Genomic DNA, 24562 nt, shown 5'->3' on the forward strand with positions numbered 1-24562 from the left:
TGACGTAAGCTTGGTACTTATTCGGGTTAGTCGTAGAAATTAACCATCTTCTCGGATATTAATTGGCAATCATATTTTTCTAAAATATCTTGTCGAATTTTTTTACCTAGGTGTTTTCTAAGTAGAGGCATAGTGATTAATAGCTCCATAGCTCTTGCTAAATCTTCTGTATTTTGCGGTTTAACTAATAATCCGTTTATTTGGTCTTGTATTAATTCTCTACCACCTGGGACATCAGTAGTAATAATAGCTCTACCATATGCCCCAGCCTCTAAAAGACTACGGCTTAGCCCTTCACGGTAGGAAGGTAATGCTGTAATATGTGCTTTTTTCCATATTTTTTCTATATTTTTCTGATAACCAAGATATTTGATATATCCTAGATTTTGATAGTCTTCTAATATTGATTGTGCTATTGATTGCTTATTATCTTTGTCAGGTTCGCCAACTAACCAAAACTCAGCATCTATACCTTTTTGTTTTAATATTTTTGCAGCATATATAAATTCATATATACCTTTATCAACAATCATTCTAGCTACCAATGCCACCACTATTTTACTACCTAGTGGTTCTAGAAGAAAAGGAAACTTTTCAGTTTCTATACCAACGCTGCATTGTTTAACAATTAAATTTTTGGGTGCTATAGCTAATTTTACCAGTAAGGCTAAATCATCATCGTTTTGTACGACAAATAGCATGCTTCTATAATATCCTATTATGGATATTATTCTAACTATAATGCTTCTAACTAATCTTAGCAAAAAATTACTACTTATAAAAATTAAACCCATACCAACAAAAGTGTTAATAACTTGCGGTAAACTCTTCTGTTTTGAGCATATGCTACACAAGAAGGCAGTTATACTCCCATAAAAAATTGGTTTTATAGTAAAATTATGCAATATATCCGGTTTCTCTTTATTTAATATGCTAATTAACTTGCTTAATAATACTAAATCAGTAAAAGGGTTGATACTTCCACGCTTTATTGAAATTGGAATTACTCGTAAACCATGCTGTTCTATCTTATCTTTAAATTCACTAATATTTGTTAATACTTTAACTTCATAGCCTTGCATTTTAGCGGTTAAAGCAATTGGCAGAAGATGGGCATAAAAGTGCCAATCTGTATTTGTGAAAATGATAATTTTTTTCATTTGCTTTTCTTAATAATAATTCTATAAATAATACCATAGAGCAAATACCCACTTAATTATATCATAAAAATTAACTGCACTAATACCATATGTCAAATTATTTAGTCACTGGAGGTGCTGGTTTTATCGGTTCACATCTTGTTAACTTACTAGTAAAAGAAGGCAATCAGGTTGTAATATTAGATGATCTTTCAACAGGTAATTTTAATTATTCGTTTAATAAAAATGTTGAATTTATTCAAGGGAATATCTTAGATCAAGATATTTTAGAAAAACTATTTAGAAATATTGATGGTTGCTTCCATCTTGCAGCGATAGCAAATGTACAGGAATCAATTGATAATTGGTATCACAATCATCAAGTGAATTTAACGGGAACTATTAATATATTCCTTCAGGCAAGTAAACAGAATATACCAGTTATATATGCATCATCTGCTGCTGTTTATGGTACAGTAAGTGACTTTCCTTTACAAGAGAATGGTAAGGTAAACCCGCTTTCTCCTTATGCAGTGGATAAATTAGCCTGTGAGCTGCAAGCTAAGGTTTTTGGTGAGCTTAAATCTCTTAAAACCTGTGGCTTACGCCTTTTTAATGTTTATGGTAAAGGGCAACTTAGAGGTTCTGATTACTCTGGTGTAATATCAATATTTAAACAGAAAGTAGAAGAAGGTAAGGAGTTGGTTGTTTTTGGTGATGGTAATCAAAGTCGTGATTTTATACATGTTTCAGATGTTACCAATATGTGCGTTAGAGCCTTGTCTATTGCGAGTACCTCAGCCCCTGTACTAAATGTTTGCACGGGACGTACCTATTCTATAAATGAACTTATTCAACTAATTAATAAGATTGCTATTGTTAAAGGGATAAAATATCTACCAAGTCAGGCTGGGAATATAAATATTTCTGTTGGCAGCACAGAATTGGCTCAGCAACTTTTAAATTATATGCCAGTATATGGGTTAGAAGCTGGATTATTAGAGTTATTTAGTGTAAATTTATGAATTCAAAAGAAACCCTGATTTTAGTATCTGATGTTAGGGGATGGGCTTTTGATAACGTCGCTCAATATGTTCAATCTTTACTAAGTGACCAATATGATTGTCATATTATTTACAGCTGTGATTACAAAATATATAAGGATTTTTTAATCAAATTAAACCAATATACTTCTATTAAATTAATACATTTTTTCTATCGTGGCTATCTGACAGAATTACTAACAAGCATAGCAGATAATTCTAGTAATAGTAAGGCTACAGGAGAAATATTAGTAAATACTACCATTACCACTAGCATACCTGATCATCTATTTATTGAAAGTGAAAGTGAAATATTAAAAAATTTACCAACTTTCCAATTTATTGATAACTACTACACTACTTCTAAAAGATTATATGATATTTATGCAAATATCATAGATTATCCAAAGCCTTGGCAAGTAATTTATGATAATGTACTAATTCATGATGTGGAATCAAGTCATGATGAAGATCATGCAAGTTTAGTTGTAACATGGATTGGTAATAGTTCTTGGGGAAGTTGGCATAGTAGTACTCCTGATTATAAAGGTCTAAAAACAGTAATTATACCGGCACTAGAACAGCTTGATAAAGATGGAATTCATATCAAAAGATGTATAGTGGATAAAAATGAGCTAATACGTTCTAAACAAGAAATTTGGGAGATTTTAAAAAAAACAGACATTTTGCTAATAGCATCTGTGCAAGAAGGAACGCCGCTAACCATCATTGAAGCTATGGCATTTGGTTGTGCAATTATCACTACGGATGTAGGTATTGCTAGGGAGGTGTTACCTGAGGTGCAGCATGAATTTATAATTAACAGGAATCATACAGGATTTATAAATGCAATAAAAAAATTAAATGTTGAAAGGGAACTATTAGCAAAGATTAAACAACAAAACTGTTTATCTTATCAGGAAATCTTTGCAAATAAAACTCAAATGCAAAACTTATGGTATTCATTTATAGAAGACTCAGTAAACAATCATACCAAAAAACAGATATTACAAACAAAACAACAAATTTTAAGAAATATAGAGCTTGTTAATAATAAAGATTCTTCCTTTGTAACGTATAGACTACTCTCAAAAATCCTTTTTCCCCCCTTTCTTAAAGAAATAGCACGATTTCTTCTAAAATATTCTTGGGTTAAGTTGTCTGTTAGACGAATAATTACTATGTTCTATTCTTTTTTTTCAAAAAATGACTATGATAATTTTAAAAATTTTATAATCAAATATCAAGGACAAAATCAAGATCGATGTCATTCCAGCAACGATGGAAATCTATATCCGCTGCCTCTAGGACAAAAAGATATTGATGATATTTATGTAATTTATCCTAGCATTTTTCTTGGAGTTGCTAATTCCACTAAAGGATTATTTGATAAAACAATTCCTTTTCCTATGGGGAAACTCAACGTTTTGATAAGTTATATTAACTCGTATTTACCTGACAAAGTTATTACTCAAATAGCAAAATTACTTATAAAGACAGGTATTAAAAACTTAATTATATCTGGAGGGCTTGATGTTCATATTCAATTAGTAGAGAAGCTACATGAAATGAAAGGGGATAATTGTTTAAATATCTACTATTTATGGCATGGTTCTCCTGCCCAATGGGTAAATATTGGTCATTGCCAAATTTTTTATAGATGGTTGAATTTATATAAGCGGCATAAAATTAAAGCCATTGTTACTCTGAAAAGTGGTCTAGAACAATTTCTTATAGCCAATGGTATACAATCTTATCTATTACAAAACTTCATACCATTGTTGCTAGAAAAAAAGATAATTTCCCGAGAAATTTTAAATTTACCTGGTAAATTTAAAATTGGTATATGGAGTACATCAAACATATGGATCAAGAATCTCTACCCTCAATTTGCGGCGATAAGTATGTTTAAAGATCGAGTTTGTTGTTATACTAATTTCTCTTTTGATAACAATAAATATGCTTCTTGGATGATGGAAGATGTAGAACTTAAAGTTTTTCCTGAGAATTTACCACATAAAGAATTAATAAAATTGATGGCAAATACTAATTTAACTTTATACATTACTAATTCGGAATGTTCCCCTATGATAGTTTTAGAAAGCCTAGGTTTAGGAGTGCCTTGCTTAGTTGGTCCTACAGCGGATGTTTATGATGATGAATTTTTACGTGATATGTTAACGGTTAACCGTGTTGACTGTCCGTTAACTATATTTAATGCCGTAGAAAAGGTTCAACAAAATATTGATATAATTTGTTCTAAGCTACCTGACTTCATTAAAAAATATAATGAAAAAGCTCTTGTTTTAAAAAACTCTTTGCTGACGGTTATAAAAGATAATCATATGAATTGACTATACTTAACTTCAACCACATTGGTTAACAGGGCAGTTTAAAAGTCCCAACTAATGATAGAAAATACTAAATTATAGAAATAAATAGTTGTCATCGCGAGCCACAAAGTGGTGCATAGGCGTCAACTTAAGAGCGTAATGATTGAGCATGTATAAACAAATTAAACACAGCCATCATAGCAAGGCTCGTTAGATGCCGTGGCAATCCAGATAAACAGCGAAGCTGTTTTTTAGAGTAACGCTTCGCGTATCTTAGATTGCCGCGTCGCCGCTTGCAGCGGCTTCTTGCAATGACATTTATGCATTTTAAAAAACAAACTTTTCTATCATTAGTTGGGACTTTTAAATTACCCTGTTGGTTAATTTAATAATGAAGCTAGTAGTACTATTGATTTTATGCTATATTAGCTAATCACTACTAATAACATAAATAATTATTATGAGTAACGATAAACCGTTAATTTCCTTTGACTATGCTATTAAGTACCTTCTGAAAGATAAAGGCGATTATGCTATAGTAGAAGGTTTTATCTCAGCTCTTCTTAAGACCAAGGGTTATAAGGACGTTAAAATAGTAGCCTTACTTGAGGCCGAGAGTAACAAAGAAGATAGTAAAAGCAAAAGAAGTCTAGCTGATGTAATTGTAGAAGACGAAGATCATCATAAATGCATTATTGAAATCGAGCGTAATGTTAAGGATTCTTTCATTCATAAGGCCTGCTTTAACACCTCAAGACTCATCGTTGATAACCTTGCTCAAAGAGAAGATTATACCCAAATAATAAAGATATTTCATATATCCCTACTCTATTTTCCTATAGGAAATGGTAATGGAGTTATTTACCATGGTAAAACTATTATTCATGAGATAGAAACTAATGAAAGATTAAATGTGCATATTAAGAATATGGAGACTTTTGAGGTTTTTGATGCTACTGACATCCTACCAGAGTATTTTTATATATCAGTGCCTTTGTTTAATGATCGTTTAGAGAAAGAGATTGATGACTGGCTACATGTCATGAAATATGATAAAGTACCACCAAACTATCATTCGCCTTATATGAGCCAAGTAGCGGATAAGCTTAACATTCTCAAAATGACCAAAGAAGAGAGGGCAAACTACTCCTATTACCAAAAAAAACTTTATAACGATAGAGATGAATTGCAAGTTGCTGAAGCTAGAGGTGCAGCTAGAGAAAAAATTGTTATAGCTAAAAACTTACTTCAAGCTGGATTATCAATTGACGTCATTGCTGAGTCTACTGGTTTGAGTATAGAGGAAATCCAAAAATTAACTCTTGTAGCTAATGAACCTCAAGTTTAGCTTATGGAAATTTTAAAAAATTGAGAATTGGCATGATAAGTTTTTGATGTTTCCGGCATCATTATAAATAAAATATCAAACTATCTGACTATAACTCCACTAATCTACAATTGTAGTACTAGATCATGACACAACAAAGTTTCCTAAACTCATTAAATCCTCAACAACTGCTAGCAGTGTCCCATGTACATGGTCCTATTCTTGTGCTTGCTGGAGCAGGGACTGGTAAAACTAAAGTGTTAACGACTAGAATAGCCAACATAATCCAGCAAGGGTTAACTCTACCTCAAAATATTCTAGCAGTTACTTTTACTAATAAAGCTGCTAGAGAAATGCAAGATCGAATCAACAAAATGATTGATTGTTATGGGCTAAATATAGGTACATTTCATTCTATAGCAGCAAGAATTTTGCGTCAGCAAGCAGAACATTTGAATTTTAGCTTGAATAGTAGGTTTACTATTATTAGCCCTGATGATCAGCTTAAATTGGTTAAAGATATAGTTAAGCAGAAAAATATAGATACCAAAAAATATGTTCCCAAACTTTTACATATTATTATTTCGTGTTGGAAAGATCAGGGGTTATTGCCGTATAAACTTTCTGAATCTGATATTAAGCTACCAATTCATAAAGTGGCTCAATTTGTCTATGACGAATATCAGCAAAATTTACTAGCATCTAATGTAGTAGATTTTGGGGATTTACTACTTTACAATAATGAATTGTTTATAAAAAACCCTATAATATTAAAGTATTATCAGGAACAATATAAATATATTCTGATTGATGAGTATCAAGATACTAACGCTGTTCAGTATCTTTGGGCAAGGATGTTGGCAAGTAGCTCAAAAAATATCTGCTGTGTTGGTGATGATGATCAATCTATATATAGTTGGCGGGGTGCAGAAGTTGGTAATATATTACGTTTTGAAAAGGATTTTCCAAATGCTACAATAATAAAATTAGAACAAAATTATAGATCTAGCTCAAAAATCTTATTAGCTGCATCAAGTGTAATTGACCATAATAAGAATCGTCACGGTAAAACATTATGGACTGATAAAAATGATGGAGAAAAAATTAAAATTATATCTTGTTGGAATGATAAAGAAGAAACAAGATTCGTTGTATCTGAAATTAGCAAGTTAGTTACAGAGGGAAAGTATAATGCAGGATTAGTTGCGATATTAGTTAGAGCAGGTTTCCAAACTAGAGCATTTGAAGAAGTGTTTATTAGTAATGCATTACCATACAAAATTATTGGTGGTCTTAAGTTTTATGAACGAATGGAGATACGTGACTTACTTGCCTATATACGTATCACTTTAAATCATAGTGACAATCTTGCTCTTGAACGCATAATAAATGTTCCAAGGAGAGCTATTGGTAATACCACATTAAAACAAATAAAAGATTATGCGGTTGAACATAATATACCTATTATTGCTGCCATTCGTCAGATGTTACAAGCAGAAACTTTTAAAAATAAAGTCAAAGATAGTCTAAACAAATTTATTAGTAATATCGATAATTGGAGTTTTCGATATAAAAATGACCCGGCTGTTAATGTCACTAAATCTTTACTAGAAGAATCAGGTTATCTTGAGATGCTACAAGAAGAAAAAACAGATGAAGCAACTGGCAGAATTGAAAATATTAACGAAATGCTTAGAGCAATCGCAGAATTTGATAATATTCAAGATTTTATAGAACATTCTAGTTTGGTAATGGAAAATGAGGAATTAGAATCAAATTTTGGTGGTTCTGTTAGCATTATGACGCTCCATGCTGCTAAAGGTCTTGAATTTGATCTAGTTTTTCTACCAGGTTGGGAAGAGGGGGTGTTTCCACATCAGCGATCACTAAAAGAGGGTGAAAAAGGTCTAGAAGAAGAGAGGAGAATCGCCTATGTGGGTATTACTAGAGCTAAGAAAGACCTATATATTACTTATGCAGAAAGTCGTTTTATGTTTTATGAAATAATAAGATCCTCTCCTTCTAGGTTTCTTGGAGAAATACCAGATAATGTTTGTGTTAGAACTTCTTCAACTAAACAACTTAATTATTTAGGTACAAAACACAAAGTTTCTTTTTAATCTTTATAAAATTATTTCATAAATGGTATTAGTGTAGTTAATTTTTATGATATGCTGTCCTTTAGGTAAAAGATAATTGCTTGCTTAATAGAGATATTTTTATATAATCTTTTCATTTTAAGAGATATAGAATGCATAAATATAGGACGCATAATTGTAATGAATTGCGATTAAAGGATGCTGGGCAAAGGGTAAAATTATCCGGCTGGGTACATAGAAGAAGGGATCACGGTAATTTAGTCTTTATTGATCTTAGAGATCATTTTGGTATAAGCCAGTTGGTGTTTACTGATCAAAATCCAAGTTTAATGGATGATGCTAGTCGGTTAAGGTATGAATCAGTTATAACTGTTGTAGGTAGAGTGGTAGCAAGGAGTGATGAAACAATAAATGACTCGTTAATGACTGGTAAAATTGAAATATTGGTAAGTGAGTTTATAGTTGAGTCTAATGCTGAAAGTTTACCATTGTTAATCAATTCTGATCAACCTGCCCCTGAAGACACTAGACTGAAATATCGGTTCTTAGATCTTAGACGCGAGAAATTACATAATAACATTATGTTAAGATCGCAAGTTATAGCTCATATACGTCATCTGATGACGCAAAAAGGGTTTACGGAGTTTCAAACACCGATTCTAACGGCTAGTTCACCAGAAGGAGCTAGGGACTTTTTGGTGCCAAGTAGATTGCATCCTGGTAAATTTTATGCACTACCACAAGCCCCGCAGCAATTTAAACAATTGCTTATGGTGTCAGGATTTGATCGTTATTTTCAAATAGCCCCTTGTTTTAGAGATGAAGATGCTAGGGCTGATAGGTCACCAGGTGAGTTTTATCAGTTGGATGTGGAGATGTCTTTTGTTACGCAGGAAGAGGTATTTAATACCATTGAGCCGGTAATGTATGAGATATTCAGCAAATTTTCTGATAAAGAAGTATCAAATACACCTTTTATACAAATTCCATATGAACAAGCAATGTTAAAATATGGTTCTGATAAGCCGGATCTTAGGAATCCACTGATCATTGCAGATGTTACAGAATTATTTAGAGATTCTAACTTTGCTATTTTTAAAGAAAATATAAAAAATGGCTCTGTTGTTAGAGCTGTGCCAGCTCCTAAAGCTTCTGCTTTACCTAGAAGCTTCTTTGACAAAATGGCAGAGTTTGCGACTTACGAGGGGGCAAGTGGGCTTGCTTACATCCAGTTCCTAGAAGATGGGCAAGCTAAAGGACCTATTGTTAAATTTCTAACAGATGAGCAATTATTGAATTTAAAGTCTTTAGCGAATCTACAAAATGGTGATGCTGTCTTCTTCTCTAGTGATAAAGTTGATAAAGCATCTAAACTTGCCGGCAAGCTACGAACTAAATTAGGGGAAGAATTAGATATACTTAAAAAAGATTGTTTTGAGTTTTGTTGGATAACAGATTTCCCATTTTATGAATTAAATGAACAAACCAAAAAAATAGATTTTAGCCATAACCCATTTTCTATGCCACAAGGTGGTATGGCAGGTTTAGAATCAGCCAAAACAGTAGATGATCTACTAGCCATTAAAGCTTATCAATATGATATTGTTTGTAATGGTATCGAGTTATCTAGTGGTGCAATTAGAAATCATAAACCGGAAATAATGTATAAAGCTTTTGAGATTGCTGGATACTTCCCGGAAGTTGTTGATAAAAAGTTTGGTGGTATGATCAGGGCTTTTAAATTTGGTGCCCCTCCACATGGGGGGATAGCCCCTGGAATAGATAGGATGGTTATGTTATTAACTGATTCAACTAATGTTAGAGAGGTAATAGCTTTCCCACTAAATCAGCAAGCGGAAGATTTATTGATGAATGCTCCTGATTATATTGATGAAAAAGCTTTAAAAGAGCTTAATATTAACTTAGCACCTTCAGTCAGAAATAAATTGTTAACTGAAGGTTCTTAAACAGAGTACCCTAGATTTTTATGTCACTACTGTTAGGAGTCCTTCCGAGCATCATTGCGAGGAGTCGCGAAAAAGCGGCGACGCGGCAATCTAGGATACACGAAGCGTTACTCTAAAAAAACAGCTTAGCTGTTTACTTGGATCGCCACGGCATCTAAAGAGCCTTGCTATGACGATTATAGAAAAATGTAGGGTACTATGGTTCTTAATCAGAGTACTATAATTATGAGCAGTATATAGTGAAAAAAAAAACAAGAAATAAAATTATCGGAGCATTTCTAGGTACAATAGTTGAATATTATGATTATGGTTTGTATGGTTTTTCTGCTGGTATTATGGCAGCAAAATTCTTTCCAAACACTGATTATCTAACTAATCTAATAAATGTTTTTGCTATTTATGCGATAGCATATTTATCAAAACCTATGGGATCAGTGATTTTTGGTCGTATCGGAGACTTGTATGGGCGTAAAACTGCATTAAGTATAACCATCATAGGTATTGGAATACCTACGATGGTTATAGGCTTCCTACCAGAATACTCATCTATTGGTGTGTGGGGTGCAATAATTTTGGCTTTGTGTCGCTTTATGCAAGGTTTTTTTATAGGTGGAGAATATGATGGAGCGGCTATTTATGTTATCGAACATTTAGGGGAGAAATACCGATATACAGCTTCAGCAATAACTCGTTGTACTGGGGTTGTAGGTTTATTACTAGGGAATGGGGCGACCAATTTTTTTAATGCCCATATTTTTCCAGATTGGAGTTGGCGTATTCCTTTTTTCTTTAGTTTACCTTTAGCTTTAATCGTTTTATATTTTCGCCGAACATTTGATGAAACACCGGAATTTAAAAAGAATCAAGACAGTAAAGCGAAGACGCAAAGCTTGGCTAGTTTAATTAAGAAGCAGTGGCGAGTTATTTTGATGGCAGTCTTTCTTGCTGGTGGATTTGGTGCAACTTACCAAATATCCGTTATGTTTATGAAACAATATTTGCCTATGGTTCTACCGCAAACTAGTTTCATTATTAGTACATTTTCAGTTTTAATAACCATATGTTTTGCCATTCCTATGCCTATTGCTGGCTTGTTAGCAGATCGGCTTAGTCAAATGTTAGTATTTAAGTTTAGCTTATTTGGTACTATTGTATCTAGTCTATTATTTATTATATCCGTTAACTATCAGATGGTTAATTTAGCTTTGGGTTCTTGTTTAATGCTAGCATGTTTTGTTGCTCCTTTCAATGCTCTTTCTCATGGTATCATGACAAAAGCTTTTGCTGTCAATGATCGTTATCGTGCAGTAAGTCTTGGTCATAATATTGGGTCAATGTTGATGTCTGGCAGTGCTAGTTCTGTTTGTTTAATATTAATGAGATACCTAAATTTTCAATTATTGCCAATCATATATCTTATGTTATTTGCAATATTAGCATATTTTATGGCAAAATGTTTTGAGAAAGATTATAAAAACAAAATTAAGTTACAAATTGATATCAATTTATAAAATTTATCTTTTATACTACTATAGTTGTAGTACTAGCGTCAAAACAATGTCATCCCACAACTGTTAAAAGTTAGTAAATACAGCTTCTTTATACGTCATGAGCTACGGAGGCTGTAAAGCCGACTAAGCAATCCAGTAATATTATCTATAGATTGTTTCCTAGATTGCTTCGCTTACGCTCGCTAATAGACGCTATGGTATAGGTATTTGTAAACTTTCAACAGTTGTGGGGGTTATGCGTAAGGAGGTGAGTTAAAGATCTTATACCAAATTGAGATTATAATAATCATAAAATTAAAAGGATATAATGCAAGAGAGATGTCAGACTAAGAAATGTCAGGCTAATATTATTATAAAATTAAAGTTAGATCTAAGTAATGCAAAAAAAGGTAAAAAATAGATTAAAGTTTATATTATTTTACCTTTTATGCAGTGCTGGGGGAATATATATGGTATTATACAATCTTGAAGATAGTATAGTATTTTTTTACCCTACGTCAAAAATTAACGAGTCAAAACTTGGCAAAGAATTGAGAGTAGGGGGCTTAGTTAAAGTAGGTTCAATCAGAAAAATTACTGCTGATAAAGTGCATTTTGTCATTACAGATGACATTAAAGACCTAGAAATATCTTACCAAGGGGTTTTACCCGCTTTATTTCGTGAGAATCAAGGGATAGTAGCTGTAGGTAAATTATCAGGTAATATATTCATAGCTCGTGAGTTATTAACTAAGCATGATGAGAATTATTCTCCAGCCTCACCTACATAGTACCCTACATTTTTTGTATAACCACTATTAATATGGCTTTCAACCGTCATTGCGAGGAGGCGATGGAATCGCCGACGTGGCAATCTTATAAAGTATTACTCCTCACTTCACGAGATCGCCACGGCACCTAACGGTGCCTCGCGATGACGGTTATACAAAAAATGTAGGGTACTATGAAAAATATGCTATGAGACAATAATGATTATTCGAATCATCTTACCAATCATCTTAATTTTAACATGTTTTTTTGTAGTTAAAGTACAAGCTTTACCTGTTACTCGTGATACAGGTAGCTTACATGATACTGAAATCTTTGGGTACGAAGTTATTCCTAGAGAGGATAGTATTGAGTATATAAAAAAAATAATTAACAAAGCACAGGATAAAAAGATTCATATTACTGTGAAAGGAACGCAGCATAGCCAAGGAGGACACAGCTATAGCCGGGGTGGTATAGTTCTAGACTTATCTAATCTTAATAATATAGAACTTTTAGGAAAGAACTTAGTGAGGATACAAGCTGGAGCAACATGGAAACAAGTGATTGAATTCCTAAATCCTCTAGGTTTATCTATTGCTGTTATGCAATCAGATTATGATTTTAGCATAGGGGGTACAGTCTCAACTAATGTTCATGGTTGGCAAGCTAATAAACCGCCAATGGTTTCTACCATTCATGGTTTTCATATTTTAACTTCTGAAGGGAAGGTAATTTACTGTAATCGAAGCGAGAATTATGATTTGTTTAAAGCTGCAATAGGTGGTTATGGAATGTTTGGAGTTATCATAGATGTTGATCTTAAAATAGTTCCAAATAGATTATATTGGTTGAAACAAGAGGTTTTTAATATAGGTGAATTTCCTAGCTATTTTCAGAGAGAGGTTAAAGATAATTCAAAAGCCAATATGTTCTTCGGTAGGTTTTCTATTAGCAAAAGATACTTTTTAAAGAGGCTTATTGTAAAGATATATGAAGATTATGATTTACCAATTGCTAATTCTTCTCTTTCCGTTTTAAACGGAACAGATGAATTTGTTAGCTTATTATTTGCCTCCACTTATAATAACCAATTTTTTAAGAAGATTCGTTGGTATATTGAGACAAGTAAAGCGGTTAACAAAGTTTTTAAAACAGCATCACGTAATCAATTATTATACCAGTCTACAAAAGTCTATACTACTAAAGATCCGAAAAAAATAGATCTGTTACAAGAATATTTTATTCCTATAAACCGTTTTAATGAATTTGTCAGTTTCTTGCAGACTCTTCAAAAGGATATTAGCCCTTATCTTATGAATCTTACCTTGAGACATATTGAGGGAGATTCTGAAACTTTGCTAAATTATGCAAAAGAAGATATGTTATGCTTTGTGATGTTATTACGTGGTCCTAAAACTGAGAAATTTGATCAAGATATAGGCAGAGTGGCAATTAAGATAACTAATAAAGCTTTACAGTTAAACGGCAGTTATTATCTTCCTTATAGACCTTATCAAACAAGGTTGCAGTTTATGCAATCTTACCCAAAATTTCATCAATTTAAAACAATAAAGAATAAATATGATCCAAAGATGATTTTTGTTAATGAATTTTATAAAAACTACTTAGAAGAGTTATGATCAAATTTAGGTTATACTCGGTGAACTTCAAGAATTGGCGTTCCCGCGACCAAAGATCTCCGCTGCTCACGTCTCATCTTCGAGATAAATATGAGCAGAAATTATGCTATAGAACGTGAGTATTATGCGACGAGTGGAGTGTAGAATTAAATTCTCGTTACTGACTACATGTATGGACCTCCTGTAAAATGCAAGAAAAAAATAACATCTAATAGCAAAAATGCAAATGCATACATGTATCCGGCTTATAGTTAATAAATTATGTGTAATTTATCCTACAGCCCTGATGAAATTCGCTGGCTTACAAACTATATACTTATCATTTTATCGGCTTCAAAGAGCCATTGTAGTCATCAGTTTCTTTGTAAGCTAAGGTTTGTCTTATTTACCATCAATATTATTATCTCACGCATATTCCGGGTTGGAATCTCTTACATATTCTTTGTTTACCTATTAATTAATAAACCACTATTTATTTTATTTTATGTTAATTATAATAGCTCTGTGCTACAAACTTTACTCTCTACATAATCATTCCCTGACCTTAGTACTGCAAACACCACTCTTGCCAGTTTATTAGCTACAGCAACTACTGTTTTATTATGTCCATTTCGCTCAGATAAATTAAACATCCACTGCGTAAATTTGCTAAAATCTTTTTTAGATTTTTGTTCTTCCGATGTAAATCTTATCTTGGCATTTAGTACAGCTCTAGCTCCTTGGATCAATAGAGTACGCAAGTAAACATCACCTCGCTTGCTAATTCCAAGCAACTTATCTTTCCCTCCACTGGAATGCTGCCTTGGCACTAATCCAAACCATGCCGATAATTGCCTACCATTCTCAAAACTTGTAGCATTACCTATTGATGCTATTAAAGCAGTAGCAGTAATTAAACCAAGACCAGGTATAGCTGTTAATCGTTGATATTGAGTTAAGTTGCTAGCTATTATTTTTAATCTTTTTTCTATCTCTTTTATTTTTTTGTCATTATCCAAAAATTCCTCTTTCAATTCACTAAATGTTTGGTAACCTAGCTGACTCAAATTTCCTTCATCTAAAATCTCAGTTAATTTTGTTACAACCTTATTGATCCCTTGAGGAATAATAAAACCAAATTCATGTAATAATCCTCTAATTTCATTCGCAAGTGCCGTACGGTTTTTTACCAATCTCTCTCTTACCCGATGAATTGACAAAATATCTTGTTGTTCTACAGTTTTAATTGGTACAAACCTCATATTTGGTCTTGTTACTGCTTCACATATAGCTTCAGCGTCAGCTTGATCGTTTTTATTAGTTTTAACATACGGTTTGACAAATTGTGGAGCCATTAGTTTTACTATATGCCCCAATTTAGTTATTTCTCTTGCCCAGTAACTAGCTCCGCCGCAAGCTTCCATACCTACCAAACATTTTGGTAAATTAGCCATAAATGTTAAAACTTGATCTCTCATTAATTTTTTCTTTAATACCGTCTTACCATTTTTATCTACACCATGAATTTGGAAAATTCTTTTTGCAATATCTATACCAATTGTGGTAACTTCCATCTTAGCCTCCTGATTGTTATTTTAATATTTAATATTAACTTTAGAAGATTAGCAACTGCTTTTCATTCTGTATATCAGGAGGTCCATACCATTATTTTTTCACCTGTGGAATTTTATAATAAAGAAATACTGATAAAAGTGTACTTTAATGACAAGAGTTTTTATTTGAAACAAAACAATGGTAATACACATAAGAAGCATTATGTTGACTAATTTTTAGTATGTCAAGTAGAAAAGTGATGTTTACATGACTACAAACTTCATTCCAAAACCACTACGAACCTGATTCTTTAGACGTTTCAAGCACTTTTTCGTCTCGAAGATGAGTCACGTACTAATGTACGCCTAGCAGCTCGACTTTGACACTCCTAGCTCTTCTTGAAGTTGACCTTCGTCTACCAACTCTTCATTTACGAGCAGTATATTTGTTATGTAATGATGTAAAAATATGCTTTGCAAGGGTTTTGCTTATACCTTTTACCTTAGATAATTCCTCAATAGTAGCATCGCATATTGCTTTATATGAGCCAAAATAATGTAACAAGGCTTTTTTTCGGATAAGACCAACTGAATTTATGTCATCTAAACTAGAGACTTTAATAGCTTTAGAACGACGTAGCCTATGATTTTTTATAGCAAAATTATGTGCTTCATCACGCAGAATCTGTAAATATTTCATGACTGGCAGGTTTTTGTTGATGGTAAAAGCTTCTTTACCAAGCATATGAAATTGTTCGCATCCAGCATTCCTGTCAGGTCCTTTTGACATACAAACAAATGGAATTTCAAGATCAAATTCTGCCATTATTTTTTGTACTACTGATAGATGTCCTTTACCTCCATCAATAATCATTAAACTAACTACACTCTTATGCTTTGAAGAATTGGTTTTTGCAAATACTTGCGGGGTATTCGCGTACTCACGTACTTCATGTACGCCTAGTTCGCTCACCCCTTGTTTATTGTCCCCATTCTCCAAATCATTTGAGTATATACTTTTTGGATGTTCTTTTTTTAATCTTGTAAATCTTCTTGTTAGGACTGTTCTTAGCATTTCGTAATCATCACCTCCTTTGGCATCTCCCTTGGCAACAGGTATATTAAATATCCTATATTCTTTTTTATCGAATCCGGATTTAGTTGCAACGATCATACTACCTACAGCAAATGTTCCCATAATGTGACTATTATCGTAAACTTCGATTCTATCTGGTAGTAGTGGTAGGTTGAATAATTGTTGTATTTGTTGGAAGATCATTTGATTTTTAGCAAATTGTTTTAAATGCTGATCAAGTGCTAGCTGACCATTCAATTTAGCATTTTCTAATAATTTGACTTTATTACCACGGATAGGATGTATTATATACAATTTATTATTACCACTAAGTTGTTTAATAGCTTTAGTTACTAATTCTAGATCAATGATTGGATGATTTATAATTATCTCATCTGGAACTGGATTAGTTTGATAAAACTGATTGATAAATTGTGTTAGAATCTCAGTTTTGTTGCTTTCATCCGTTTGAAACGGAAAATATGCTATATTTCCATAAGATTGACCAAACCTGTATACAAACAGTTGAATACAATAACAATTATTCTTTTCAACAATGGCTATAACGTCAGCATTTTTTATAGAACTACTAGATAAGGTTGATTTTAGTTGGATATAACTCAGCGCCTTTATTCGGTCTCGTATTTCGGCAGCAGCTTCAAAACGTAATTGTAGACTTAATTGTTCCATTTTGTCAGACAGAGTTTTTTGTAGTTCCTTAGTTTTGCCAGTTAAGAAGTCTCTTACTTGGCTAACCAGCTCACTATAATCTTCTTTACTAATTTTGCCAACGCATGGGGCAGAGCATCTAGCAATTTGGTATTGTAAACAAGGACGCTTGCGGTTCTTAAAATAATTATCACTACAAGAACGTAGTTTAAAAATTTTTTGTAATTCTTTTAGGGTAGTATCTACTTGCTCTGAAGAAACAAATGGACCAAAGAATTCACCACTAGATAAATTTTTTCCTCTATATTTAATTAATTGTGGGTAATCAGTATCCAAACGTAATTTGACATAGGGAAAAGATTTGTCATCTTTAAGTAATATGTTAAATTTTGGCTGAAACTTTTTGATTAATTGTGCTTCAAGTAATAAAGCTTCAATTTCAGAATTAGTAACATTATACTCTAAATGATGTGTTAGAGATACCATGCGTATTGTTTTATTGTCAAGATCAGTTTTAATATAGTTAGTAAGACGTTTTTTTAGATTCTTAGCTTTCCCCACATAGATAACTTGCTGATCAGCACTCAGCATTCTATAAACCCCAGGAAGATTAGGAGCATTCTCAAGATGAGATTTTATTAATTCACTACCTATAAGTTTAGATTTTTGTAACATAATTTACCAAACAACTAGAGTTCGACATAACATTAACTGTACGTACGACTGTACTCCTTATTTATCAAGGCTTATAGCTCAACTTTCAAATTACCCAGCTTTTTGGTAATTAATCCTATGCAGAAGACTAACAAACTGCACATAGTACCAACAAATACCCCCTTTAGACGAGAATTATGAGTGAAAAAATATGACCAAATGAGAAAAGATGTGATCCCGCTTAATCCACATAAAACCATCATGCTTTGTGTTATAGTAATGTTGAAAAGAGCAAATACTAAAGGGACTAATATTAGTGGTCCCCAAAATCCAGTAATAAACATTACTAAATCAATTACATTATTAAATTTTAAGGCAACAATTATTGCAAAACTGCCGATTATGACATTAGTAATTCTAGCAATTAACAATAATTTCTTTTGATTTTGTATTTTAAAAATAGGATTTAATAAGTCCTTCACTAAGGCTATTGAGGTAACATTTAAATCAGAATCAGCGGTAGACATAACTGCTGCAAGTAAACCAACTATCACAAAGCCTTGTAACCCTGAGGGTACTATTTGATCAATTAGGTGTGGTAATGCAAGATTAGAAGAATAGTTGGGATAAAGATTATAGGCAATCAGACCATTTAAGGTGATAAATATTAAGAATATAGCATATATAACTGATTTTATATATATAGCGGTACTAGTCTTTTTTGCATTATTATTAATTAGAGCCCTCTGAATAAAATTAGGATATAAGTTCATTACACAAAAACTTAGCATGACAGTTATCGTATTAATAAATATCTCACTGGCAAAATTATTATTATAGATAAAATACACTTTTTCACTAGGTAGTTGTTGGATAAATTCACTGATGCCAACTTTATTGAGACCACATATGGCAATAACTGGAATAGCCATTATCATTGCAAAAAATTGTAATAAATTAGTAAACATAATCGATTGTAATCCTCCAATAGTTGTGTAGATGATAACAATTCCATAACTTAATATTACTCCTTCTAAATAATTAATCTTTAAAATATATTGAAAAATATAACCACTAACACTAATTTGGGCAGCAACAAAGCCTATAGATACCATAACAGACGCAGTGCCAGCAATAAAACGACCTGATATACTATAATATTTTACCATTATATCGCCGACACTTTCTGCTCCATAATGTTTAGTTATTTGGGGTACAAGATAAATAGCTATGAGTATATCGATTGGTAGAGTGAGTATTAGTCCATAGCTATACGATAAATCACCGGAAAAGGCTTTTTCAGCAATACCAAAAGTAGCACCTCCACCAACAGATGAAGCAAAAATAGTTGCAACCAACAATAGTTTACTATTGCTAGTCTTGCCTTGAACGGTAGCATAATCTGTAAAACTTATAAGTCTAGATCTGTAGTATGTACCAACAACAAGTATTGATAGCAAGTATACCAATACAATAATATTATCAAGGGTCATTCTAATTATTTTTATTGAAAGTGGCAGAGTATAATATAAAAAAACTTTTTTGTATTACTTAAACTACGCTAACTGCAATCATCTTTATATATATCTTTTCTATGTTTTATAGCGACTATGAAAATTGTTTTAATTTTCGGCTCAATTCTATAGACAATACGATAATCGCTAACCCGGAGGCGTCTATGACCTTTCAGGCTGTAACGTAAAGGTTTTCCAAAACCAATAGGGTCGATCATCAAACGCTCTTCAATAACTTTTTTAATAAGTGCCTTAGCTTTTGTAGAGAGAGAAGGAATGTGTTTGTTTATTACTTCTTCTAAATAACATATACTCGAATGATTTGGAGAATTGGATTTGAAAATGAAGGGCGAGCGAACGGAGTGTACATTTAGTACATGAGTACGCGAGTTCCTGATATTTTCAAAAAACAATTCTTCAAAGCAGAAGAGTATACTTGATATTTTACTTCCATGCATCATCATGGCTATAAGTTTTAACATCGTCCTTATCAAGTTTCTCCGCTACTTTAGATAAATAGAAGTCCTCTCGCATTTTTCTAAAGCTTCAAGAGCTAATTCACGCACTAAACTCGCAACAGACTTATGCTCCTGATGGGCTAAATGTGAAAGTAAGCCAGCAGTTGTTTCTTCAAAAGTTACATTGATTCTTGGGTTTTTTGTTGCCATGATGTATAGCTTTATTAATGTTTAGCATAAGTGCAATGTAACACTTTTACATCACTTTGTCAAGGGATGTCAGAAATAAGAAATACTACAAGATCGTTTGTTACCTTCGAGTATTTGTAAGTGAATTTTGGTTATAGGTCTAGGTAATATTTTTTCAATTAATTCTGGCCATTCAATTAGACAAAGATTACCCTGAAAGGCTTCTTCTATACCTAGTTCATAAATTTCTTCTAAGTAGTTTAAACGATAAAGATCAAAATGATAAATCGTGAATTTTGATGTTGTATAAATTTGTAGCAAATTAAAAGTAGGACTGATGATATGAGTAGCAGGCCCACAAAAATACTTTATAATCTCTCGACATATAAATGTTTTTCCGCAGCCTAAATCACCGGAAAAAGTTATAATTTCACTCGATTCTAAATTTTTAGCAATAGTTTGTGCAAACGATATAGAGTCTTGTTCATTGTTTAAAATAATAGACTCTTGTTGAAATTTCATTGTATCTTCAAATTTGGGGATGAATCAATAGAAGCTAGGAAACTGACTGTTTCTCCTCTTCTAGGCGATCAACCTTAGTTAAGAACCAATCTGTATTTTTAGAGATAAGGCTTCTAGAAAACGTCCATTCTTCTTGCATATATTTTATACTACTAGTTATTCTTTCACCTGTGAATAATACTTTTATGAAAATATTATTAGCGAATGTATAAGCTTCAGAAATTTTGGCATCTAGTACGCTGCCATTAACAAATTCTCCATAGGTTTCAAAGAAAATATGGAATTCTTGTATATATCTTTTATCCACCAATGTAAGTAAATCTTCAATATCATCATCATTAGAGGCTTCAATAATCAGTTCCAAGGCTGCTTTTGCACTATGTAAAAATTTTCTTGCTTTAAATGATGGAAGTTTAGCCGATACAGCTTCAAGACCAGCTATTATAGCAGTGGAATTCTCTTCAACTATTAACCCATCAAGCTCCATAGGGTTAATAGGAGTGGTTTTCACCATGCTATGAGGCAAATTATTCTTAAGAATATTACTAGCAGCAGTGTTTGCTGTATAAGTAACGTCTTTGATTCCTGTTTCCCCGAAAAAGGAAGATTTGCGTTTAGCTGGATCATCCTCTGATGTAGAGCCAAGAGTAGCAATTAGCCTATTTATAATAAAAAAAGCGACTCCAGCAAAAATTAACAACTCTATTATTTGAGCAGACATTAATATAACTCTATTAGTTTGAATTCTTTATACTATTCAACAGTTGTGGCGTCATTGCGAGGAAGCCGTGAAAAAGCGGCGACGCGGCAATCCAAGATACGCGAAGCGTTACTCTAAAAAAACAGCTTCGCTGTTTATCTGGATCGCCACGGCGTCTGTCGACGCCTCGCGATGACGATTTTTTAACTTTCAACAGTTGTGATCCTAATTACACCATTTTCAATAGATTCTGAAATAAATTCAGGATGACATTTCATGGTAATAGTATTCTATTGTAAAATTTAAAGATTTGGAAGTTATTTATGCACCAAAACACTTAGTGCAAATACAAAATATGTTATAAGTGATATTTATTATTTATTTTAGGTGAATATGATAACAAAATATTTTAAAAAAATCTTTAAAGCTAAGTCCTGTAAATCACATACATTTATTGATTTTACTGCTCTAGGGAATTCGGAATTTAGGGATGTAAAAGTTGGTATAGAGGCATATCGTAAAAATGTTATAGTTTATCGATGTGTGAATTTAATAGCACAGTCAGCAAGCCATGTGCCTTGGATAGTTAGTAAAAATAATCGAGGATCTTTTGCAAGAATAGCAAATCATCCTGTTTATAATTTATTGAAAAGACCTAATCCAGAGAAAGCAGGGGCAGATTTTTTCGGTGAAGTGATAGCAAGTAAGCTGTTATATGGTAATGCCTATATTTTAGCTACATTAATGAATAATCGACCCCGGGAAATTTACTTACTGCCTAGCAATGCAACTGAGTTAGTGTTAGATAAGAACTATCCAGTAGCGTATAGATATATGAGTAGTAGTGGAGAGAAAATTTATCCTATCTCAGCAATTAATCGAATGAGTAAGGTGTTACATTTAAAAAATTATCATCCTACTAATTCGTGTTATGGATTATCTTGCCTTGATGCTGCTTCTTTACCAATTGATTTGCATTCACAGGCTACTAGCTGGAATAGCTCTTTACTAAGGAATGGAGCCCGTCCAAGCGGAGCGTTGATAGTCAAAGAGAGTAATGGTTATCTTAGTGACGAACAGTTTGATAGGCTACACGAGCAGCTTACGGAGAAATTTACCAGTAGTAATAATTCTGGTAAGCCTCTTCTTTTGGAAGGGGGACTTGATTGGCAAGAAATGAGCATTAATCCAAAAGATATGGATTTTATTGAAGCAAAAAATTCGGCAGCTAGGGAAATAGCTTTAGCTTTTGGTATTCCCCCTCAATTGCTAGGTATTAATGGCGATAATACCTATAGTAATATGCAAGAAGCTAGATTAGCTCTTTGGGAAGAGACGTTAATTCCTTTACTTGATAAATTATCAGATGCCTTAAGTAACTGGTTGTCACACTGGTATCAAGAGGGAATTATTATCGATTTTGATCGTGATAGTATTTCAGCATTAACAGAAAAACGCGAAAATTTATGGGCTAAAATCTCGAATGCTAGTTTTATGACTTTGAACGAGAAAAGGTCTCTTGTCGGTCTTAAACCAATAGATGGTGGGGATAGATTATGACAAAAGACACAATTACTACGTTATATAGTTTTATTGCTAGAATTGTTTCCCTCCTTGAAGATGAACTAGACGAGCTAGGATCAAAAAAATCCAAGGGTGAGATAATAATTAAGAAAAATATTACAGAAACGCTGAATAAATTAGTCAATTTAATTATTCAGCTAAATAAGCTCAGCAAAGATGAGGATTTAAATGAAAATACTATAGTGAAAGAAGAGGATGAAGCAATCATATCCGAGTTTTTGAGTAAATATCAATGACTTATCCAAAGAAGTTATTACATGCAATATTGAGACAAGACTTTAATAGTTTCATAAATAAAGTGTTTAATACAATTAATCCTGGGATAGAATATCAAGCCAATTGGCATATTGAGCTTATTGCTGAATATTTACAAGCAGTACAAAAGGGCGATATTAAAAGGTTAATAATCAATATGCCGCCTAGGTCTCTAAAATCTGTGTGTATTGGAGTGGCATGGCCAGCTTGGATATTAGGACATGATCCAACAAAAAGGATCATGTCTGCCAGCTATTCTCAAGTGTTAAGTGTAAAACACTCTTTAGATTGTCGTTTTGTACTTACTTCCGACTGGTACAGCCAAGTTTTTCCTAAGACCGTTTTAAGTAAAAAACATAATCAAAAAAGTAAGTTTATGACAAAGGATAATGGTTTTAGATTTGCTACGTCAGTTGGAGGTTCAGCAACAGGCGAGGGGGGTGATATACTTATTATAGATGATCCTCATAACCCGAGTCAAATCAACTCACCAAAAATGCGAAAGCGAGTAGTTGAATGGTTTGAACAAACTTTTGTCACTAGACTTAACAATAAGAATACAGGAGCAATAGTATTAGTTATGCAGAGATTACACGAAGAAGATTTAAGTGGGCATTTGCTTCTTAATTCCAATTCTTGGCATCACTTAAAAATTCCAGCTATGGCTAAACGAGATCAAGTATATTCTATTAATAATTATAAACATCAATATGTTAAAGGCGATATCTTACATGGATTTCGAGATAATCCTGAATATCTTATAAAATTAGAACAGGAAATTGGTATACATAATTATGCTGCCCAATATTTGCAAGAACCAATAGCTAATAATTGTATATTATTGAATATGGAGGATATTAGCTTTTATGAGAGCTTGCCGGGAAACTTTGATTATTTCGTGCAAAGCTGGGATACTGCCATTAAAATTTCAGAAAATGCTGATTATAGTGTTTGTACCTCTTGGGGCATTTTAGATAAGAGATATTATCTTGTATCAATGTTCAGGCAAAAACTTACTTATCCAGAGTTAAAGAGTCAAGTAGAGAAATTAGCCAAGAAATATTGTCCTAGATATATATTAATTGAAGATAAAGCAAGTGGTCAGCAAGTTATACAAGATCTAAGATTAGATGGAGTTGTTAACATAGTTGCCATAAAACCAAAACTTGATAAAATCACTAGATTTTCCTCAGTGTTAACTTTATTCCAATCTTCAGCCGTAGCTTTGCCAAAACAATCGGCTTTTAATACTACACTACTTAATGAATTGTTAAGTTTTCCACATTGCAAAAATGATGACATAGTTGATTCAGTTAGTCAATTTTTGAATTTTATAAAGAAACAAGCTAATAAACCAACAGTGAGGATACGGGGGTTTTAGTTGGTTACATTTATAAGTCATCCCCTGTTTGCTTTTTGTCATAGTACCCTAAATTTTTTGTATGACCACTATTAATATGCCTTCCAACCGTCATTGCGAGGAGGCGATGAAATCGCCGACGTGGCAATCTTGTGAAGTATTACTCCTCACTTCACGAGATCGCCACGGCACCTAACGGTGCCTCGCGATGACGATTATACAAAAAATGTAAGGTACTATG

General features: G+C 32.8%; 19 protein-coding genes. 11 read left to right on the forward strand and 8 right to left on the reverse strand.

The features are described 5' to 3' along the window. Positions 1-26: 26 nt before the first annotated feature. Positions 27-1160 carry a glycosyltransferase family 4 protein gene (locus ACFEL1_RS00280; protein WP_375331079.1) on the reverse strand — a complete coding sequence of 378 codons (1134 nt, stop codon included), beginning with the start codon at positions 1158-1160 and terminating at the stop codon, positions 27-29. A gap of 89 nt (positions 1161-1249) precedes the next feature. On the opposite strand from ACFEL1_RS00280, the gene ACFEL1_RS00285 reads away from it, so the two are divergent. The 8 genes from ACFEL1_RS00285 (at position 1250) to ACFEL1_RS00320 (ending at position 13809) form a co-directional block, all read left to right on the forward strand. Then, on the forward strand, positions 1250-2164 hold the full coding sequence (locus tag ACFEL1_RS00285) for an NAD-dependent epimerase/dehydratase family protein (protein WP_342278446.1): 915 nt from the start codon (positions 1250-1252) through the stop codon (positions 2162-2164). Then, on the forward strand, positions 2161-4536 hold the full coding sequence (locus tag ACFEL1_RS00290; protein ID WP_375331080.1) for a glycosyltransferase: 2376 nt from the start codon (positions 2161-2163) through the stop codon (positions 4534-4536). The genes ACFEL1_RS00285 and ACFEL1_RS00290 overlap by 4 nt, the downstream gene beginning before the upstream one ends. A 439-nt stretch (positions 4537-4975) precedes the next feature. After that, the gene (locus ACFEL1_RS00295) at positions 4976-5863 is read left to right on the forward strand and encodes an Rpn family recombination-promoting nuclease/putative transposase (protein WP_375331081.1); all 888 of its coding nucleotides are present in this window, start codon (positions 4976-4978) and stop codon (positions 5861-5863) included. A 125-nt stretch (positions 5864-5988) separates the two neighbouring features. Then, a complete protein-coding gene (locus ACFEL1_RS00300; RefSeq protein WP_375331082.1) occupies positions 5989-7962 on the forward strand; it encodes a UvrD-helicase domain-containing protein in 1974 nt (657 codons plus the stop codon). Positions 7963-8093: 131 nt separating this feature from the next. Then, complete coding sequence (gene aspS, locus ACFEL1_RS00305; RefSeq protein WP_375331083.1) at positions 8094-9908, forward strand: aspartate--tRNA ligase; 1815 nt, start codon at positions 8094-8096, stop codon at positions 9906-9908. Positions 9909-10144: 236 nt separating this feature from the next. After that, the gene (locus tag ACFEL1_RS00310) at positions 10145-11419 is read left to right on the forward strand and encodes an MFS transporter (protein WP_342279200.1); all 1275 of its coding nucleotides are present in this window, start codon (positions 10145-10147) and stop codon (positions 11417-11419) included. Between the two features lie 377 nt (positions 11420-11796). Beyond that, complete coding sequence (ccmE, locus tag ACFEL1_RS00315; protein WP_342278451.1) at positions 11797-12189, forward strand: cytochrome c maturation protein CcmE; 393 nt, start codon at positions 11797-11799, stop codon at positions 12187-12189. Positions 12190-12387: 198 nt separating this feature from the next. Next, on the forward strand, positions 12388-13809 hold the full coding sequence (locus ACFEL1_RS00320) for an FAD-dependent oxidoreductase (protein WP_375331084.1): 1422 nt from the start codon (positions 12388-12390) through the stop codon (positions 13807-13809). 491 nt (positions 13810-14300) lie between these two features. Here ACFEL1_RS00320 and ACFEL1_RS00325 read toward each other — a convergent pair whose 3' ends face one another. The 7 genes from ACFEL1_RS00325 to ACFEL1_RS00355 form a co-directional block, all read right to left on the reverse strand. Then, on the reverse strand, positions 14301-15362 hold the full coding sequence (locus tag ACFEL1_RS00325; RefSeq protein ID WP_375331085.1) for an IS110 family transposase: 1062 nt from the start codon (positions 15360-15362) through the stop codon (positions 14301-14303). Positions 15363-15768: 406 nt separating this feature from the next. Further along, the gene (gene uvrC / locus ACFEL1_RS00330; protein ID WP_375331086.1) at positions 15769-17760 is read right to left on the reverse strand and encodes an excinuclease ABC subunit UvrC; all 1992 of its coding nucleotides are present in this window, start codon (positions 17758-17760) and stop codon (positions 15769-15771) included. 71 nt (positions 17761-17831) lie between these two features. After that, positions 17832-19241, reverse strand: coding sequence for a sodium:solute symporter (locus tag ACFEL1_RS00335; RefSeq protein ID WP_342279202.1), 1410 nt, complete (start codon positions 19239-19241; stop codon positions 17832-17834). 59 nt (positions 19242-19300) lie between these two features. After that, complete coding sequence (locus ACFEL1_RS00340) at positions 19301-19735, reverse strand: type II toxin-antitoxin system RelE family toxin (protein ID WP_341762286.1); 435 nt, start codon at positions 19733-19735, stop codon at positions 19301-19303. A 21-nt stretch (positions 19736-19756) separates the two neighbouring features. Further along, positions 19757-19921: a hypothetical protein gene (locus ACFEL1_RS00345; protein ID WP_375331087.1), complete on the reverse strand. Its 165-nt coding sequence runs from the start codon at positions 19919-19921 to the stop codon at positions 19757-19759. A 69-nt stretch (positions 19922-19990) separates the two neighbouring features. Then, entirely contained in the window at positions 19991-20422 is a 432-nt protein-coding gene (gene tsaE, locus ACFEL1_RS00350) for a tRNA (adenosine(37)-N6)-threonylcarbamoyltransferase complex ATPase subunit type 1 TsaE (protein WP_375331088.1), read from the reverse strand. A gap of 34 nt (positions 20423-20456) precedes the next feature. Next, on the reverse strand, positions 20457-21143 hold the full coding sequence (locus ACFEL1_RS00355; protein WP_375331089.1) for a hypothetical protein: 687 nt from the start codon (positions 21141-21143) through the stop codon (positions 20457-20459). 372 nt (positions 21144-21515) lie between these two features. Between ACFEL1_RS00355 and ACFEL1_RS00360 the strand changes: the two genes are divergently transcribed. From ACFEL1_RS00360 to terL, 3 genes are read left to right on the forward strand one after another with little or no spacing between them, the layout of a single operon-like run. Next, a complete protein-coding gene (locus tag ACFEL1_RS00360) occupies positions 21516-22682 on the forward strand; it encodes a phage portal protein (protein ID WP_375331090.1) in 1167 nt (388 codons plus the stop codon). Then, positions 22679-22942 (forward strand): hypothetical protein, encoded by a 264-nt coding sequence (locus tag ACFEL1_RS00365; protein ID WP_342278458.1) that lies wholly within the window; start codon positions 22679-22681, stop codon positions 22940-22942. The genes ACFEL1_RS00360 and ACFEL1_RS00365 overlap by 4 nt, the downstream gene beginning before the upstream one ends. Then, positions 22939-24342, forward strand: a complete 1404-nt coding sequence (gene terL, locus ACFEL1_RS00370) for a phage terminase large subunit (RefSeq protein ID WP_375331091.1) — start codon at positions 22939-22941, stop codon at positions 24340-24342. Before ACFEL1_RS00365 ends, terL begins: the two co-directional genes overlap by 4 nt. Positions 24343-24562: the final 220 nt, after the last annotated feature.

This window comes from Candidatus Tisiphia endosymbiont of Oplodontha viridula, from assembly GCF_964264865.1.
Classification (GTDB): domain Bacteria; phylum Pseudomonadota; class Alphaproteobacteria; order Rickettsiales; family Rickettsiaceae; genus Tisiphia.

Excerpts from the sequence above, each read along its gene's own strand:
- ACFEL1_RS00280 (WP_375331079.1), bottom strand. The coding sequence starts at position 1,160 with ATGAAAAAAATTATCATTTTCACAAATACAGATTGGCACTTTTATGCC.
- ACFEL1_RS00285 (WP_342278446.1), top strand. The coding sequence starts at position 1,250 with ATGTCAAATTATTTAGTCACTGGAGGTGCTGGTTTTATCGGTTCACAT.
- ACFEL1_RS00290 (WP_375331080.1), top strand. The coding sequence starts at position 2,161 with ATGAATTCAAAAGAAACCCTGATTTTAGTATCTGATGTTAGGGGATGG.
- ACFEL1_RS00295 (WP_375331081.1), top strand. The coding sequence starts at position 4,976 with ATGAGTAACGATAAACCGTTAATTTCCTTTGACTATGCTATTAAGTAC.
- ACFEL1_RS00300 (WP_375331082.1), top strand. The coding sequence starts at position 5,989 with ATGACACAACAAAGTTTCCTAAACTCATTAAATCCTCAACAACTGCTA.
- aspS (WP_375331083.1), top strand. The coding sequence starts at position 8,094 with ATGCATAAATATAGGACGCATAATTGTAATGAATTGCGATTAAAGGAT.
- ccmE (WP_342278451.1), top strand. The coding sequence starts at position 11,797 with ATGCAAAAAAAGGTAAAAAATAGATTAAAGTTTATATTATTTTACCTT.
- ACFEL1_RS00320 (WP_375331084.1), top strand. The coding sequence starts at position 12,388 with ATGATTATTCGAATCATCTTACCAATCATCTTAATTTTAACATGTTTT.
- ACFEL1_RS00325 (WP_375331085.1), bottom strand. The coding sequence starts at position 15,362 with ATGGAAGTTACCACAATTGGTATAGATATTGCAAAAAGAATTTTCCAA.
- uvrC (WP_375331086.1), bottom strand. The coding sequence starts at position 17,760 with ATGTTACAAAAATCTAAACTTATAGGTAGTGAATTAATAAAATCTCAT.
- ACFEL1_RS00340 (WP_341762286.1), bottom strand. The coding sequence starts at position 19,735 with ATGTTAAAACTTATAGCCATGATGATGCATGGAAGTAAAATATCAAGT.
- ACFEL1_RS00345 (WP_375331087.1), bottom strand. The coding sequence starts at position 19,921 with ATGGCAACAAAAAACCCAAGAATCAATGTAACTTTTGAAGAAACAACT.
- tsaE (WP_375331088.1), bottom strand. The coding sequence starts at position 20,422 with ATGAAATTTCAACAAGAGTCTATTATTTTAAACAATGAACAAGACTCT.
- ACFEL1_RS00355 (WP_375331089.1), bottom strand. The coding sequence starts at position 21,143 with ATGTCTGCTCAAATAATAGAGTTGTTAATTTTTGCTGGAGTCGCTTTT.
- ACFEL1_RS00360 (WP_375331090.1), top strand. The coding sequence starts at position 21,516 with ATGATAACAAAATATTTTAAAAAAATCTTTAAAGCTAAGTCCTGTAAA.
- ACFEL1_RS00365 (WP_342278458.1), top strand. The coding sequence starts at position 22,679 with ATGACAAAAGACACAATTACTACGTTATATAGTTTTATTGCTAGAATT.
- terL (WP_375331091.1), top strand. The coding sequence starts at position 22,939 with ATGACTTATCCAAAGAAGTTATTACATGCAATATTGAGACAAGACTTT.